Source organism: Serinicoccus sp. CUA-874 (genome assembly GCF_001942225.1).
In the GTDB taxonomy this organism is placed as follows: domain Bacteria; phylum Actinomycetota; class Actinomycetes; order Actinomycetales; family Dermatophilaceae; genus Ornithinicoccus; species Ornithinicoccus marinus.
Genome location: NZ_MKJZ01000011.1, coordinates 188,642 through 203,569, shown reverse-complemented (window position 1 = coordinate 203,569; position 14,928 = coordinate 188,642). Strand labels below are relative to the sequence as shown.

Below are 14,928 nucleotides of genomic sequence, written 5' to 3'. Positions count from 1 at the left end.
GGTATGGACTACGTTGCTGTCCAGGTGCTCAAGGCCGAGCCCTGAATCCCCCGTGAGGAGATCCGAACGCATGTCCCCCCGAAACCCCTCCGCACGCCGCGGCCTGGTGGCCGTCGGCGCCGCGATCGCCCTGGTGGGCAGCGGAGCCGCGGTCGCGTCCAGCGCGCCCGGCTCGCCCCTGCCGGGCGCACCGCTGCCGGCCGCCCCCGAGATCGAGGACCCGACGCAGGCGCAGCGCATCGCGGGCACCGACCGCTACGGCACGGCCGCCGAGATCGCGCGCGCCTTCCCCGCCGAAGCCACCGACACCGTCGTGGTCGCCTCCGGGCAGACCTTCCCCGACGCCCTGAGCGCCCAGCTCTCCTCCGCCGACGGCCTGCCCGGCCTCGACGTCGAAGGAGCCGGGCTGCCGGTCCCGATGCTCCTCACCAAGCAGGACCTGCTGCCCTCGGCCACCGCCGACGCGCTCGAGGACCTGGCGCCGAGCACCATCGTCATCGTCGGCGGTGAGGGCGCCGTGTCCGAGACGGTCGCGGAGGAGCTCGCGGGCTTCGGCGCCGAGGTCGAGCGGCTCGCCGGCGAGGACCGCTACGACACCAGCGCCGAGATCGCGGGCATGTTCCCGACCGGGCTGCCCGTCCTCTACCTCGCGACCGGCACCGACTACCCGGACGCCCTCACCGGTGGCGCCCGCGCCGGCCGTGACGGCGTGCCGATGCTGCTCACCGACCCGGCCGAGCTCCAGGACAGCACCGCCGAGGTGATCGAGACCCTGCAGCCCGCCTCGGTGGTCGTGCTCGGTGGCTCCGGCGCCGTGTCCGACGACGTCGTCGAGGCGGTCGCCGAGATCGTCCCGGACACCACCCGGCTCTTCGGCAAGGACCGCTACGGCACCGCCGTGGCGCTGGCGTCCTCCTACGAGTACGACTCGGTCGCCTACCTGGCCAGCGGCCAGGACTTCCCCGACGCCCTCACCGGCGGGGCCTTCGCGGCCTTCCACGAGGGCCCCCTGCTGCTCAGCAAGGCAGACGGGGTGCCGACGGTGACCGCGGCCGCCCTGGACCGGCTCTCCCCGCAGGGCCTGGTGCTCTTCGGCGGCGAGGTCGCGCTGCAGGAGGAGGAGGTCGAGGACGCGCTCAACGCGACGCTCCCCGTCTGGGTCGACGAGCTCGTGGTCCAGATGCTCTCCTTCAACGACTACCACGGCCACATCGAGGAGGAGGACGGCACGCTGGACGAGGAGCAGGACCCCGACCAGAACCTCGTCGGCGGAGCGGTCAACCTCGGCTCCACGCTGCAGGCGCTGCGCACGCGCTCCTTCGAGGAGCAGACGGTGACGGTCGCCGCGGGCGACCTCATCGGAGGCTCCACCTTCGTCTCCGGCCTCTTCCAGGACGAGCCGTCGGTCGAGACCCTCGAGGTCGCCGGGCTGGACATCTCCGGCGTCGGCAACCACGAGTTCGACGAGGGCGTCGAGGAGCTGCTGCGTATGCAGGACGGCGGCTGCCACCCCGAGCGCGGCTGCTTCGAGGAGGAGCCCTACGACGGTGCCGACTTCCAGTGGCTGGCGGCCAACGTCGTCGACACCGAGTCCGGTGAGCCGATCCTCCCGGCCACCGAGGTGCGGACCGTCGACGGTGTCGACGTCGGCTTCATCGGTATGACCCTCGAGGAGACCCCGACCCTGGTCAGCCCCGGTGGCGTGTCCACCGTCGACTTCCTCGACGAGGTCGAGACCGCCAACGCCCAAGCCGCGCAACTGCGCGAGGACGGTGTCGAGTCGATCGTCGTGCTGCTGCACGAGGGCGGCTACCAGACCGGTCTCTACGACGCCTGCGAGGGCGTCTCCGGCCCGGTCGTGGAGATCGCGGAGAACCTGGACCCGGCGATCGACGCCGTGGTCACCGGGCACACCCACCAGCCCTACGTCTGCAGCATCCCCGATCCGGACGGCGACCCCCGCCTCGTGACCAGCGCGAACCAGTATGGCCGCGTGGTGACCGAGACGGCGCTGACCATCTCCCGGGAGAGCGGCGACGTGACCCGGGACCGGGCCGACGCCGACAACCACCTCGTGCTGCAGTCCATCGCGGACGACCCGGAGATGACCTCGGTCGTCGAGAAGTGGGTCGCCCGGGCCGAGGTGCTCGCCGGCGAGGTCGTCGGCACGGTCGCCGAGGACATCACCGGCGACGCCGGTGGTGACCGCGGCGTCGAGACGCCGATGGCCGACCTGGTGGCCGACTCCATCCTCTTCGGCACCGACGGTGACGACGAGGGTGGTGCGCAGATCTCGTTCATGAACGTCGGCGGCGTGCGCGCCAGTCTGCTCGTGGACCAGATCAGCAACGAGGAGGCGGCCGGTGAGGTCACCTACCAGGAGGCCTACAACGTCATGCCGTTCGGCAACATCCTGGTGTCGATCGACATGACCGGAGAGCAGGTGAAGGCGGTCCTGGAGCAGCAGTACGACCCGGAGCGAGGCCGTCCGTACCTCGCGCTGGGCGTCTCCGAGGGCTTCACCTACACCTGGGACGACAGCCAGCCGCAGGGCAGCAAGGTGAGCGACATGCAGCTCGACGGCGTACCGCTGGAGATGGATCAGACCTACCGGGTCTCGACCCTGAACTTCCTGCAGCAGGGCGGTGACAGCTTCACCGCCTTCACCGAGGGCACCAACCTCGTCGGTGGTCCCGAGGACCTGGCCAACCTGGTCGACTACCTCCGGGCGAACCCCGACCTGTCTGCCCCCGAGGACCGCGTCAGCGGCCTCTGAGGCGCACCAGACGACGGGCCGCCACCCCGGGTTCACCCCCGGGGTGGCGGCCCGTCGGCGTCGGCGCGGTGGCTGTCTCTATCACCCCGCTCGGCCCGCGGGCGCTAGGCTGCCTGTCCAAGGACCGTCCCAGCTTTGTCCGATGACGTCAGGAGGCGCCCGGTGCCGGGGGTGCGCTACACCGTGAAGCAGGTCGCCGAGGCGACCGGCATCCCCGCGGCGACGCTGCGCGCCTGGGAGCGTCGCTACGGCGTCGTGGAGCCGCAGCGCTCCTCATCGCAGTACCGCCTCTACGACGAGGAGGACGTCCGGCGGTTGACGCACATGGCCGAGCTGGTCCGGCACGGCACACCCGCCTCCCTGGCCGCCACCCAGGTGCGCAGCGCCGACGCGGAGCGCGCACCGACCGAGGCCGAGCGTCGGACCGGGCTCGGTCCACCGGTGGCCGACCTCATCCGGGCGGCGCAGCGGTACGACGACACCGCGGTCAGCCAGGTGCTGGACCGGGCCCTCGCGGGGGTCTCCTTCGAGCAGGCGCTCGAGGGCTGGCTCATGCCGGCGTTGACCGAGCTGGGCCGCGCCTGGGAGCGCGGTGAGCTGGACGTCTCGGGGGAGCACTTCGTCTCCGCTGCGGTCCACCGACGGCTGGCCTCGGCCTTCGACGCCGCCGGCCCCAACTCCGGAGCTCCGGTCGCCCTCGTCGGACTGCCACCGGGTGCGCTCCACCTGTTCGGCACGATGGGCTTCGCCGTCTGCCTGCGGCGTCAGGGGATCGACGTCCGCTTCCTCGGGGCGGACGTGCCGCACGAGAGCTGGGAGCACTCGGTCGACGCGCTGCGACCGGGCGGCGTGGTCATCAGCGTGCCGATGCCCCGGGACACCGCGCCGGCGGCACGGCTGGTCGACTCACTGCACGCCGCCCACCCGCAGCTGCCGCTGTGGGTGGGCGGGCACGGTGCCGCGACCGAACGGCTGCGCGGTTCGCGCCGCCTGCCCGACTCGGTCGTCGAGGCAGCGCGCACCGTCGCCCGCAGGCTGCACCAGGGCTGACGCGGCTCAGAGCTCGTCGTCGACGAACTCCTGCGCGACCTCCTGCGGGTCGGCGCCGTCGGACAGCTCGACCATCATCTCGGTCAGCCGCTCGGTCGTGAGCGCGTCGGACACCTCGTTGAGCGCCTCCTCCACGTCGTCGCTGACGGCATCGGCACTGATGAGGGGCACGACGTTCTGCGCTGCGAAGAGCGACTCGGGGTCCTCCAGCACGACGAAGTCGTTGGCCTCCACGGCCGGGTCCGTGGTGAAGATGTTGGCGACGTCCACCTGGCCGCCCGCCAGCGACTCCACGGTCAGGGTCGAGCCCGCGGACAGCGAGCGGAACGAGGCGAACTCCAGGCCGTAGGTCTCCGCCAGCCCGTCGACGCCGTTGGGCCGGGTCTCGAACTCCGGCGGCCCGCCGAGGGTGAGGTCACCGGCATGCGGCTCCAGGTCACCGATCGCGGTGAGGTCGAGCTCTTCGGCGGTCTCCTGCGTGACGACCAGGGAGTCCTTGTTCTCCGCGTCGCTGATCTCGAGCACCTGCAACCCCTCGGGGAGGTTCTCCTGCAGGTCCGCCAGCACGTCCTCGGAGGAGGTGACGGTGATCTCGGAGTTGAAGTAGGTGGCCAGGCCACCGGTGTACTCCGGGATCACGTCGATCGAGCCGTCCTCGATCGCGGCGACATAGGTCTCCCGGCTGCCGATGTTGAGCTGGGTGTCGACCTCGACGTCGTACTCCTCGAGCGCGGCGGCGTAGATCTCGGCGAGCAGCTCATTCTCGGGGAAGTTGGCCGAGCCGACGGTGATAGCCCCGCCCGATCCGCCCTCGGACTCTCCTCCGCCCTCGGCCATGGGGTCATCCCCGCCACCGCAGGCGGCGAGGGCGAGGGTCGTGCCGAGGGCAAGGGTGAGCGCTGCGTTGCGTCGCATGTGGGTTGTCCTCCCAGTGGGGTTCGGTGTGGCTGTCAACGTCGGTGTGTCGCGGGGTATGCCGCGGGGCTGGTCACGATCAGGTCACGGGAGCGCGCGTCGGGTGACGTCATCGGGCCTCGTCCCTGCTCACGGGTCAGTGCTCCCGAGCGGCGACGAGGCCGGGGGAGACGACGAACCGCTGGATCCCGGCCATGGCCAGGTCGACCAGCAGGGCCAGGACGCGACCGCGATCGCCCCACCGGCCATCACCTCGTACTGCCGCGAGGCCTGGCCGTCGATGAGGTAGCGGCCCAGCCCGCCGATGCCCACGACCGCGGCGATGGTCGCCGTCGCGATGATCTGCAGCATCGCCGAGCGCAGCCCGGAGAGGACCAGCGGCAGCGCGGCCGGCACCTCCACCTGCCAGAGCACCTGCGAGCCGGTCATGCCCACGCCGCGGGCGGCGTCCCGGGCCGCCGGGTCCACGGACTCGACACCGGCATACGTCCCGGAGAGCACGGGCGGGATGGCGAGCAGCACCAGCACCAGCACCACCGGGAGCTCGAAGGCGAGGTCGCCGCTCAGCCGGGGCAGCAGCAGCAGCACACCGACGAAGAGGACACCCAGGCTGGGAATGGCGCGGAAGGCGCCGGCGAGGTTGATCGCCAACCAGCGACCCTTGCCGGTGTGCCCGATGTAGAGCCCCACGGGGACAGCCACGAGCGCGGCCAGCGCCAGGGCGATGAGCGAGATCCGCAGGTGGGTCACGCTCTGGGCCAGGATCCCCCCGGACCCGGTCCAGGTCTCGGGGTCGGTCAGCCACTGCCAGGTGAGCGAGATCATCGGGCCGCCCCCGCCCGCATCCAGGGTGTCAGCGCCCGGGACAGCAGCGCGATCCCTGCGTCCAGCGCGATCGCCAGCACCATGCAGGTGACGATGCCGACGAGGATCGGACCCATGTCGTTGCGGTTGAAGCCCTCGGTGAAGAGCTGACCGAGCTGGCTCACCCCGATGAGCGCCGCGACCGAGACGATCGACACGTTGCTCACCGCGGCCACACGCAGCCCCGCGGTGATGACGGGGACCGCGAGGGGCAGGTCCACGACGACGGTGCGGCGCAGCTCGCCGTAGCCCATCGCTGTCGCCGCCTGCCGGGTCGCCCCCGGCACGGAGCCGAGGCCGTCGGCGACGGTCCGGGTCAGCAGGGCGATGGTGTAGAGCGTCATCGCCACGAGCACGTTGGCGTCGTCGAGGATCTGGGTCCCGAGGAGCAGCGGCAGCAGGATGAAGAGCGCGAGCGAGGGGATGGTGTAGAGCAGGCTGGTCCCGGCGATCATGGGCGGCGCGAGCCAGCGGTAGCGGGTGGCCAGCCAGCCCAGCGGAAGGCTGATGAGCAGCCCGAGCAGCAACGGCACCCCTGCGAGGTAGAGGTGGCGGAGCAGGAGGTCACCGATCGTGGACCAGGCGACACCGCCGATCACGCGTGCTCCTCCTGCGGGTCGGTCGCCTGCACGTGCTCGCCCTGAGGCTCACCGTCCGGCTGCGCCACCGGGTCACCTGTGGGTCGCTCGGCGCGCTCCCGCTCGAGGGCCGTGATGACCTCGCGGGGCTCGACCGTGCCTACCACCCGGCCCTGCTCGACGACGACGCCCCGCCCGGACGGGGCGGACAGCGCGGCGTCCAGAAAGACCCGGGCGCTGTCGCCCACCTCGGCGAGGGAACCCATCCGGTGCAGCTCCTCCTCTCCCACCGGGCCGCCGCTGGTGTGCCGGTCGACCCAGCCCAGCGGCTCCCCCTCCTCGCTCACGGCGAGCACCCAGCCGCTCCCGGCGGGCACGTCCTGGCCGAGGGTGACCGTCTGCTCCGCCTAGGGCTCGACCACGGCGTCGGTGAAGCCGAGCTTGCGGTAGCCGCGGTCCTTGCCGACAAAGCTGGCGACGAAGTCGTCGGCGGGCTCGCGCAGCAGCTCACCCGGGCTTGCGAGCTGGGCGAGCCGACCACCCTGGCGCAGCACGGCGACGTGGTCGCCGAGCCCGATGGCCTCGTCGATGTCGTGGGTGACGAGCACCACGGTGATGCCGAGCTCGCGCTGCAGCCGCTTGACCTCGGCCTGCAGGTCCATCCGCACGAGCGGGTCGACCGCGCTGAACGGCTCGTCCATGAGCACGACCTCGGGGTCGCTGGCCAGGGCTCGGGCCACGCCCACGCGCTGCTGCTGACCCCCGGAGAGCTGCGCGGGATAGCGCTCGGCCTGGTCCGCGGTGAGCCCGACCTTCTCGATCGCCTCCATCGCGGCGTTGCGCGCCCGACCGGTGTCCCACCCGATGAGCTTCGGGACGGTCATGACGTTCTTGAGCACCGTGCGGTGCGGGAACAGCCCGGCGTGCTGGATGACGTAGCCGATCGAGCGGCGCAGCTGCGCCGGTTTGCGCTCCGCGATGTCCTGGTCGTCGATGAGGATGCGTCCCTCGGTCGGCTCCACCATCCGGTTGATCATCCGCAGACTGGTGGTCTTGCCACAGCCGGAGGGCCCGACGAAGACGGTGATCCCGCCCTGCGGGACCTCCAACGTCAGGTCGTCCACGGCCGTCACACCGTCGGCATACCTCTTGGTCACGCCCTCGAAGCGGATCATGCACCGACCCTACGGGGCACCACCGACGGCGGCATGTCCAAGCGCGGTGCGGCCTGTCGGGCTCCCCACCACGATCCCCGTGCTCGGTCTCGGTCGGCAGGTACCGCCCGGCCCAGGTCGCGTAGGCCTGCGCGTCCTCGAGGCAGACGTGCACCACCGGGTGGTGGGCGAGGCCCTCCAGGTCGGTGCCGGGACCCCGCGGGTGCCGCCAGCTGGCGCCGGGCACCCACCGCCACCACAGGTCCCAACGGTGTAGCGGCACCGGGCCCGCGGTCGGGGTGAAGACGAGCGAGCCGGGCACCAGCACGGAGGGGTCGACACCCGGGGGCAGCGTCGCGGGATCCGGCGCACGCTCGGCCGTGGTGCGGTATGCCGTCTCCCGGACGAAGGCGGCGAACTGTGCGTTGGTGACCGGGTGCCGCTCCATCGCGAACGGCCCGACGCGCACCTCACGCGTCGGCCCCTCCTCGGGGTAGCCGGGCCGAGCGCCCAGCACGAACTCGCCGCCCGGCAGCGGGACGAGCTCGGTCAGGTCGGCCATGGTGCCGCCGATGCTAGGGCCTCCGGGCCCGGCTGCGGGCCGGCCCGGCCTCAGTCGCCCTCGACCGCCCGCCGCACCGCCTCCCGGTAGGGCGTGGCCCCGCCGGCCGGACGACCGACCAGCTGGGCGAGGTCGTCCTCCTGGCACACCACCTCGTGCACGAGCGAGCCCACGAGCGGCTTGGCGACCCCGGCGTCGACCGGCGTCACCAGCCCCACCCAGTGCGAGGCCAGCCAGGGGGTCAGGACCGGCAGGGTCACGATGAGCCGGTGGGACAGGCCGGTCTCCATCGCGAAGCCCTGCATCATCTGCTTGTAGGTCAGGACGTCCGGGCCGCCGATGTCGAAGGTGCGGTTGACGTCGGCGGGCAGGTCCGCGGCCGCCACGAGGTAGTGCAGCACGTCGTCGATGCCGATGGGCTGGATGCGGTTTTTCAACCACTTCGGGGCCACCATGACCGGCAGCCGCTTGGTCAGGTGGCGCAGCATCTCGAAGCTCGCCGAGCCCGAACCGATGACAGTGGCCGCCTGCAGCACCGCCGTGGGGACGCCCGAGGCCATGAGGATCTCGCCCACCTCCACGCGGGAGGCCAGGTGCTTGGAGAGCTTCTCGTCCGGGATGTCAGGGTGCAGCCCGGACAGGTAGACGATCCGGCTCACCCCGGCGTCCCGCGCCGCGCGGCCGAACTCGCGGGCCAGCCGCCGGTCCCGCGCGACGAAGTCACCGGAGCCGTCCATCGAGTGGATGAAGTAGTAGGCGAGGTCGGCCCCGGCGAGCGCCTGCTCGAGGTCGGCGCGCTCGGTGGCGTCGCCCTCGCTCACCTCCACCCGGTCGGCCCACTCCCGCGGCAGCTTGTCGGCGGAGCGGGTGAGCACCCGGACGGTATGTCCCCGCTCCAGCAGCAGCGGGACCAGGAGCCCGCCGATGTAGCCGGTGGCGCCGGTGACCAGGGCCCGCCCACGCGGGTCGTGGCCGTCGGCGGGACCGGGTGTGTCGGTGGTGTCGGTCATGGTTCAGCTCACGATCTCGAGGAGGGGAGGGAGGAGGAGGAGCATGCCGGCCGACCACGTGATGTGGGTGATGGCCGGGCCCAGGATGCCGCCGGTCACCCGGCGCTGCAGCCCGCAGACCAGACCGATGAGGACGGCGGCGAAGACGAGGAGGGGCACGCCGGACCCGACGGTGACCAGGGCGTAGAGCGCCGTGGTCGCAAGCACCGTCCACCGCTGCGGGATCGCGGCGTAGAGCGCGCCGCGGAAGAAGATCTCCTCGGCGATGCCGTTCATCACCGTGATGACCAGGACGACGGGGACCGAGGCGAAGCGGACGTGGTCGAGCAGGTCGTTGACCGGCCCGGCCAGCCAAGGGATCCGACCCACGACGAGGGCACCGGCGAGGAAGACGGCGAGCAGCAGCAGGCCGAGGGCGAGGGACTGGACGACGGGTCGGGCATACTCACCGGCGCGGGTATGCCCCTGGCCGAGGTAGAGCCGCCCGGACAGGAACGCCCCGCCGACCCAGACCGCGGCCAGCGCCGTCGTCCAGACGTAGAACGACGGGTCGCCCGGCGGCAGCCGCAGCGACCACCACAGCATCACCGCTCCCACGACGAGCGTCACCGCCGAGACCAGCCGGCGGCGGCGCAGCACGTGCTCCTCGTCCCGGTGGTCACGCGGCACGGGCGTCACCAGCGCCGCTCGCAGGAACGAGCGCAGCTCCGAGACCGGGTTCACACCCTTCACCGTCCTACCTGCGCGCTCACGGCGCATCCTGAACCGGCAGCGACCGGGCCGCGCACCGGCCGGTCGAGGACGACCTGGTCGACGTCGATGGTCCCGGATGCGCTACGACGTCCTGGACGAAGCCATCGACGCCCAGATCTCTGATCACCAGGACCGCGGCGACGACGTCGATCTTCCGGGGTCGTTGCGCCGGGCTGGATGCCCTCAATTCGCCGACGTGGTTCTGGAACGCCGCCGCCTCATGGCCCTGCGTCGTGCCTGACTCACTCACCATCGACTCTCACCGCGCACGGTCGGGCATGTGCTGTGCGGCGGCCCGCAGTCCGAGAAAGGCGACCGCCACCGCGGTGAGCGCCGCGGCGATCCCGACCACCTCGGAGCGGAGGTCGCCGGTGAGACGGCCGGCCGCGACCCAGGCCGTCCCCCACACGACCGCAGCGGTGAGGCCGAGCTGGAAGAGCCGCTGGTCGGTGCGGCTCAGCAGCCAGAGAGCCAGGACCACGACGACGGCCAGCACCCCGACGGTGATCCAGGTGGAGACCGCGCTGTCCGCGTCCACGCCGAGACCCACCAGCCAGGACGCGATGTTGGCGCAGGTGGCCACGCAGATCCAGCCCAGGTAGAGCCCGAAGGTGGCGGAGACCCACACGTCGGCGCCCAGCCCCTGGCGCGGCAGCCCGCTGGTGGCCCGGAGCACGAGCCCGAGCGAGACCACGATGCCGAGCATGACCACGACCGAGAGCCAGACCCACCCGGCGAAGACGACCAGGAGCCACAGGCCGTTCAGCGCGATGGCCGCCGCCGCGGGCAGGCGGGTGGCGCGGGCCCAGCGCGAGTCGGCGACGCGGGGCAGCCACTGCCACACGACGTACCCCGCCAGACCGAGGTAGATCACCGACCAGATCGAGAAGGCGGGACCCTGGGGGGCGATGAGGGTGGCGCTGTCGGAGAAGAGCCCGCCGCCCTGCGACTCCACCCCGCCGCCGGCGACCACACCGGTCCCGACGAGCGTGCCGCCGATCCAGAGGACGGCCGCGAGGGTGACGACCACCTGCTGCGCGCGCACCGTCATCGGCGCCTCCCACGGACCACCGCGGTGGCGAGCGCTGCCGCCGCGCTGCTGGCCAGGGCCCCCCAGGCGAGGTCGAGCGGCACCACGTCGGCGGGGAAACCGTCGATGACGGCCAGGCTCGTCAGGTCGTAGGCGGCGTAGGCCACGAGACCCAGGGCCGCTCCCTGGCCCGCGGCGCGGCCGATGCTGCCCGCGGCGACCCCGGGAGCGGTGGCGAAGTGGGTGAGCCCGACCGTGTAGATCCCGTAGAACGCCGCGGCCGCGGGGATGTTGACCGGGTCGGCCATGAGCGAGCCGAAGCTGGAGGCGTACTTGTCCTTGGCCAGCACGCCGAGCCACAGCGCGTCGAGGGCGCCGAAGGCCACACCGGTCGCCGCCAACGAGGCCAGCCAGCGGCCGGCCCCGAGGCGGGGTGAGGTGCGGGCATCGCTCACGGCAGCTCCACGACGGTCGGCCCGGCATCCTCCTGGTCGCCCTTGCCGGTGACCATCTTCAGCGTGTCGACGGCTGTGCCGATGAGCGAGTCGCCGCCCCAGTACATGACGGTGTCGCCGTTGACCTTGAGCACCACGTTGTCCGGGTTCTCCGGGCCGCCTTCCATGAAGCGTCGGCACCCTTGGACCAGAGCTGCTGCACCAGGGCGCGGTCGTCGACCACGGTGGCGGTGCCGGCGAGCGACACCCACGCCTTCCTCGAGGAGTAGGCGACGTTGACGTGGGCGTTGGCCCGCACGTCGTCCGCCACGGCGCTGCTCGAGCGCACGAGGAAAAGGACGTCGCCGTCCTCCTCGTGCACCTGCGTGGACAGCGGGCGGCTGGTGAGCCGGCCGTCCGGCGAGCTGGAGTCGACCGTGGTGAGCATGGCGATGTCCATGCTGGACATCACCTCGTGGGCCTTCGCGACGGCGTCGGGGTCGGAGGTGACGGTCACCGGGTCGGCGGGGCTGGAGTCGTGGTGCTCGGTCATGCCTGGTCCTCTCGGAGGGTGGTGTGTCGAAGGTTGTGCACAACGTTTGCGGAGTTGAGGGACACGGGTGCGTCGTTTCCTGCCGAGGCCTGCCGCAGCTCACCGCGCACCAGGCTCTCCCCACCGTGGGTGGGGTCGCCGTCCAGGCGCTCGCGGGAGATGTCCACCACGGGGTACTCGGACAGCTCCACGCCGTCCGGCAGGCTGAACTCCGCCTGGGTGCCGGAGATGACCCCGATCGTCACCATGCCGCTGGTGTCGGGCCGCAGCAGCCAGACCTCGAGGTAGCCGTCCCCGGCGTCGGGTCGCTCGGCGAGCTCGACGCGCAGCCGTCGCCCACCGTCGACGTTCAGGACCTCGGCGCTGCCCTCGACGCTCTGCCCGGCGTCCGGCAGGTCGGCCAGGTCGGCGTCCGCCACGACGACGCCCGGGTCGTCGGTCACGTCACCCAGCACGGCCGTGCCCAGCCAGGCCACGAGCGCACCGACGGCGGCGGCAGCAAGCAGCGGCCAGCGGGCGGGGCGGGCCCGGTGCGCGCGGCGCTCCCGCCTGGCCTGGGACGGCGGCGGGGACGCCGTGCCAGACGAGCGGGACGGCGGCGGCGAGGTCTCGGAGGAGTCTGTCCGGACCTCGGCCCGGATGCGGTCCCAGGTGGCGGGTGAAGGGGTGCTGTCCAGCGCGCCGGCGCGCCGGAGCAGCGCCTCGGCACGCTCGTGGCGTGCGGCCTCAGAGCGGTCCGCGTTCATCCTTCACCTCCGAGAAGTGTTCGGAGCCGAGCCAGGGTTCGGTTCGTATGCGTCTTGACCGTGCCCAGCGGAAGGTCCAGACGCTCGGCGATCTCCCGCTGGGTGAGGTCCTCCACGTAGGCGAGCAGGATGATCCGCCGCTGCGGGTCGCCGATGCGCTCCAGCTCCTCGTAGATCGTGAGCAGGTCGGCGCTGTCCGCCTGGGACCAGCCGTCGCTGTCGACCCCCTCGTCGGGAGACGGCTCCGCGACCGGGTGCCGTCGGCGCGTCCGGAGGTGGTCGGCGATCCGCCTGCGGGTGATCCCCACCAGCCAGGCCCCCAGCGGGCCGGCCTGCGGGTCGTAGGTGGCGCGTCCACGCCAGGCGGAGACGAACACCGCCTGGGTGACGTCGTCGGCGTCGTCCGGTCCGACCGCCCGTCGGGAGAGTCCGTGCACCAGACCTGACCAGCGGCGGTAGGCGCGCTCGAGCGCGTCCTGCTCGCCCTGGACCCAGTCGGCGGCGATTCCCTCGTCATCGTCGGCACCGCCACTCATGCCGCAACCCTAGGCGACCCCACGCGCCCAGGCAGCCCCGTGTAACTAGGGTCGGCGGCATGCCGACCCCGGTGGCCCCACGCCTGCACGACCTTCTCGCCCCGTGGGCAGGAGGTCCCCTGCCCGTCCATCTGACCGCCTGGGACGGCTCCGCCGCCGGCGCCGACCCCGCGCAGGCCCCCACCGTCCGGCTCACCTCGCCGCAGGCGCTGCGCCGTCTGCTGTGGTCCCCCGGTTAGCTCGGAGCGGCGCAGGCCTTCGTGCCCGGTGAGGTCGAGGTCAACGGAGACCTCGGGTCCGCTCTCGCGCAGGTGCGGGAGGAGCTGGCGCGCCGCGCTCCCAGCCCGGCGCCGGCGACCGGGCCCGGGCCGTCGCCGGGCTCGGGCTGCTCGCCCGGGAGCTGGACCTGCTCGGAGCCCGACCGGCACCGCCGGCCTCGCAGGCGGTGGTCCGCGGCCGGCTGCACAGCCTGGGGCGCGACCGGGCCGCCATCAGCCACCACTACGACCTGTCCAACGACTTCTACGAGCTCATCCTCGACGCGCAGATGGCCTACTCCTGCGCCTACGTCACCCAGCCGGGAGCCGACCTGACCACCGGGCGGGAGAGCGCGGCATACCCCCTGGAGCAGGCGCAGTTCGACAAGCTCGAGCTGGTCAGCACCAAGCTGGGCCTGGACGACCGCCCGGACCAGCGCGTCGTCGACGTCGGGTGCGGTTGGGGCTCCCTGACCCTGCACGCCGCGCGCGAGCACGGCGCCCGCGTGGTGGCGGTGACGATCAGCCGGGAGCAGCAGGCCTTCGTGCAACGACGGGCGCAGGAGCAGGGCGTGGCCGACCGGGTCGACGTGCGGCTCCAGGACTACCGCGAGGTGCCGGAGACCGACTTCGACGCGGTCGCCTCCCTCGAGATGAGCGAGCACGTCGGCGACAAGAACTACCGCGCCTACGCCGCCACGCTGCACCGGCTGGCGGCCCCGGGGGCGCACGTCCTGGTGCAGCAGATGAGCCGCCCGGGCAAGCACCCCGGCGGAGGCCCCTTCATCGAGTCCTTCATCGCCCCCGACATGTCCATGCGGCCGGTCGGCGCCACCATCGCCCTCCTCGAGCGGGCCGGGCTGGAGCTGCGCGGCGTGCAGGCGTTGCGAGAGCACTACGCGTGGACGATCCGCTCCTGGGAGGAGCGGCTGCGGCAGCGGCGTGCCGACGTGGTCGCGCTGGTCGGCGAGGAGGTCACCCGGGTCTGGGAGCTCTACCCCGCTGCTGGGGCGTGGACCTTCGCCGCCGGGCGGATGGGCGTCGACCAGCTCCTGCTGCGCCGGCCCTCCTGAGAGTGAGGGAGCGCCGTCACCCGACGGGTGTCGCGGTGAGACGAGGTTGTCACGGTAGCTCCCTGCGCGCTCCGACCAGGGGCCGGTGCAGGTGACGAGCTGCAGCAGGGGCGGACCGTCGCGGTCGAAGAGATCATCGACGGGCAGCTCCTTCTTGTCGGTGGTGCGGCGGGCGGTGACGGTGTAGTCGATGCGCGAGCCGTCCTCGTGCTCGACGACGACCCGCATGTCCTCCTGCGCCCCGGTCAGCGCCATGAAAGCACCGGGGCCCTGCCGGTCGTCGACGTGGCCCGCGAGGACGGCGGACCCCGTGTCGTCACCCGGCGAGGGACCGAAGCGGTACCAGCCCGCCCGGTCGGCGTCCTCCGGGACCTCCATGAGGCCGTCATCCGTGACGCCGACGGCGTCCAGCGGCACGTCCAGCCCGAGGTCGGGGACGAGGAGCCGGACGGGCGGGGACGTCGCGGCGTTGGGCTCGTCGGGGATCGAGGCGTCCCTGGTGCCCGGTCGCTGCTCCACGACCGCGCCACCGTCCTGCGGGGGCGCCGCGGTGGGGACAGGGTCCACCGCGGCGCCTGCTGCCTCCGACCCACCCGCCGGTGAGGGGGCCGCAGGGGTGGGCGACCCGAAGTCGGCG

At 72.5% G+C, this 14,928-nt stretch carries 15 protein-coding genes and 3 pseudogenes; 5 read left to right on the top strand and 13 right to left on the bottom strand.

Translation table 11 applies throughout. The annotated features are described in order from the left end of the window. The first annotated feature begins 70 nt into the window (after positions 1 to 70). Both BJF80_RS17530 and BJF80_RS04590 read left to right on the top strand, forming a co-directional pair. The gene (locus tag BJF80_RS17530; protein ID WP_083673455.1) at positions 71 to 2,776 is read left to right on the top strand and encodes a cell wall-binding repeat-containing protein; all 2,706 of its coding nucleotides are present in this window, start codon (positions 71 to 73) and stop codon (positions 2,774 to 2,776) included. Positions 2,777 to 2,911: 135 nt separating this feature from the next. Then, positions 2,912 to 3,826: a MerR family transcriptional regulator gene (locus BJF80_RS04590; protein ID WP_083673454.1), complete on the top strand. Its 915-nt coding sequence runs from the start codon at positions 2,912 to 2,914 to the stop codon at positions 3,824 to 3,826. A gap of 6 nt (positions 3,827 to 3,832) precedes the next feature. Here the strand turns inward: BJF80_RS04590 and BJF80_RS04585 are convergent, their stop codons facing one another. The 7 genes and pseudogenes from BJF80_RS04585 to BJF80_RS04555 form a co-directional block, all read right to left on the bottom strand. Beyond that, positions 3,833 to 4,741 (bottom strand): ABC transporter substrate-binding protein, encoded by a 909-nt coding sequence (locus BJF80_RS04585; RefSeq protein ID WP_075811679.1) that lies wholly within the window; start codon positions 4,739 to 4,741, stop codon positions 3,833 to 3,835. 129 nt (positions 4,742 to 4,870) lie between these two features. Beyond that, a complete protein-coding gene (locus BJF80_RS04580) occupies positions 4,871 to 5,566 on the bottom strand; it encodes an ABC transporter permease (RefSeq protein WP_237767415.1) in 696 nt (231 codons plus the stop codon). Beyond that, positions 5,563 to 6,204 (bottom strand): ABC transporter permease, encoded by a 642-nt coding sequence (locus BJF80_RS04575; protein ID WP_075811677.1) that lies wholly within the window; start codon positions 6,202 to 6,204, stop codon positions 5,563 to 5,565. Before BJF80_RS04575 ends, BJF80_RS04580 begins: the two co-directional genes overlap by 4 nt. Next, positions 6,201 to 7,358 (bottom strand): annotated as a pseudogene (locus tag BJF80_RS04570) (ABC transporter ATP-binding protein). The gene BJF80_RS04575 and the pseudogene BJF80_RS04570 overlap by 4 nt, the downstream one beginning before the upstream one ends. 91 nt (positions 7,359 to 7,449) lie before the next feature. Next, a pseudogene (locus BJF80_RS04565) lies at positions 7,450 to 7,899 on the bottom strand (formylglycine-generating enzyme family protein); the annotation flags it as partial. A gap of 50 nt (positions 7,900 to 7,949) precedes the next feature. Then, positions 7,950 to 8,909, bottom strand: coding sequence for an NAD(P)H-binding protein (locus BJF80_RS04560; RefSeq protein ID WP_022923343.1), 960 nt, complete (start codon positions 8,907 to 8,909; stop codon positions 7,950 to 7,952). Positions 8,910 to 8,912: 3 nt separating this feature from the next. Next, on the bottom strand, positions 8,913 to 9,632 hold the full coding sequence (locus BJF80_RS04555; RefSeq protein WP_028130723.1) for a CPBP family intramembrane glutamic endopeptidase: 720 nt from the start codon (positions 9,630 to 9,632) through the stop codon (positions 8,913 to 8,915). A 106-nt stretch (positions 9,633 to 9,738) separates the two neighbouring features. Here BJF80_RS04555 and BJF80_RS18710 point away from each other — a divergent pair, with 106 nt between their 5' ends. Further along, positions 9,739 to 9,903, top strand: a complete 165-nt coding sequence (locus BJF80_RS18710; protein ID WP_158068472.1) for a hypothetical protein — start codon at positions 9,739 to 9,741, stop codon at positions 9,901 to 9,903. An 18-nt stretch (positions 9,904 to 9,921) separates the two neighbouring features. Here the strand turns inward: BJF80_RS18710 and BJF80_RS04550 are convergent, their stop codons facing one another. The 5 genes from BJF80_RS04550 to BJF80_RS04530 are packed head-to-tail and all read right to left on the bottom strand — an operon-like array spanning position 9,922 to position 12,961. Beyond that, complete coding sequence (locus BJF80_RS04550) at positions 9,922 to 10,713, bottom strand: TspO-related membrane protein (protein WP_075811673.1); 792 nt, start codon at positions 10,711 to 10,713, stop codon at positions 9,922 to 9,924. After that, positions 10,710 to 11,147, bottom strand: a complete 438-nt coding sequence (locus tag BJF80_RS18210) for a DUF2177 family protein (protein ID WP_202817136.1) — start codon at positions 11,145 to 11,147, stop codon at positions 10,710 to 10,712. Before BJF80_RS18210 ends, BJF80_RS04550 begins: the two co-directional genes overlap by 4 nt. Positions 11,148 to 11,205: 58 nt before the next feature. Then, positions 11,206 to 11,679 (bottom strand): pyridoxamine 5'-phosphate oxidase family protein, encoded by a 474-nt coding sequence (locus tag BJF80_RS04540; protein WP_075811671.1) that lies wholly within the window; start codon positions 11,677 to 11,679, stop codon positions 11,206 to 11,208. Continuing rightward, positions 11,676 to 12,425: an anti-sigma factor gene (locus BJF80_RS04535; protein WP_075811669.1), complete on the bottom strand. Its 750-nt coding sequence runs from the start codon at positions 12,423 to 12,425 to the stop codon at positions 11,676 to 11,678. Before BJF80_RS04535 ends, BJF80_RS04540 begins: the two co-directional genes overlap by 4 nt. Next, entirely contained in the window at positions 12,422 to 12,961 is a 540-nt protein-coding gene (locus tag BJF80_RS04530) for an RNA polymerase sigma factor (protein ID WP_075811667.1), read from the bottom strand. The genes BJF80_RS04535 and BJF80_RS04530 overlap by 4 nt, the downstream gene beginning before the upstream one ends. A gap of 59 nt (positions 12,962 to 13,020) precedes the next feature. Here BJF80_RS04530 and BJF80_RS19695 point away from each other — a divergent pair, with 59 nt between their 5' ends. Both BJF80_RS19695 and BJF80_RS04525 read left to right on the top strand, forming a co-directional pair. Further along, positions 13,021 to 13,200, top strand: coding sequence for a hypothetical protein (locus BJF80_RS19695; RefSeq protein ID WP_237767414.1), 180 nt, complete (start codon positions 13,021 to 13,023; stop codon positions 13,198 to 13,200). A 206-nt stretch (positions 13,201 to 13,406) separates the two neighbouring features. Continuing rightward, positions 13,407 to 14,291: an SAM-dependent methyltransferase gene (locus BJF80_RS04525; protein ID WP_237767413.1), complete on the top strand. Its 885-nt coding sequence runs from the start codon at positions 13,407 to 13,409 to the stop codon at positions 14,289 to 14,291. Positions 14,292 to 14,342: 51 nt separating this feature from the next. Here the strand turns inward: BJF80_RS04525 and BJF80_RS21465 are convergent. Further along, positions 14,343 to 14,810: pseudogene (locus BJF80_RS21465) on the bottom strand (class F sortase); the annotation flags it as partial. Between the last annotated feature and the right edge of the window lie 118 nt (positions 14,811 to 14,928).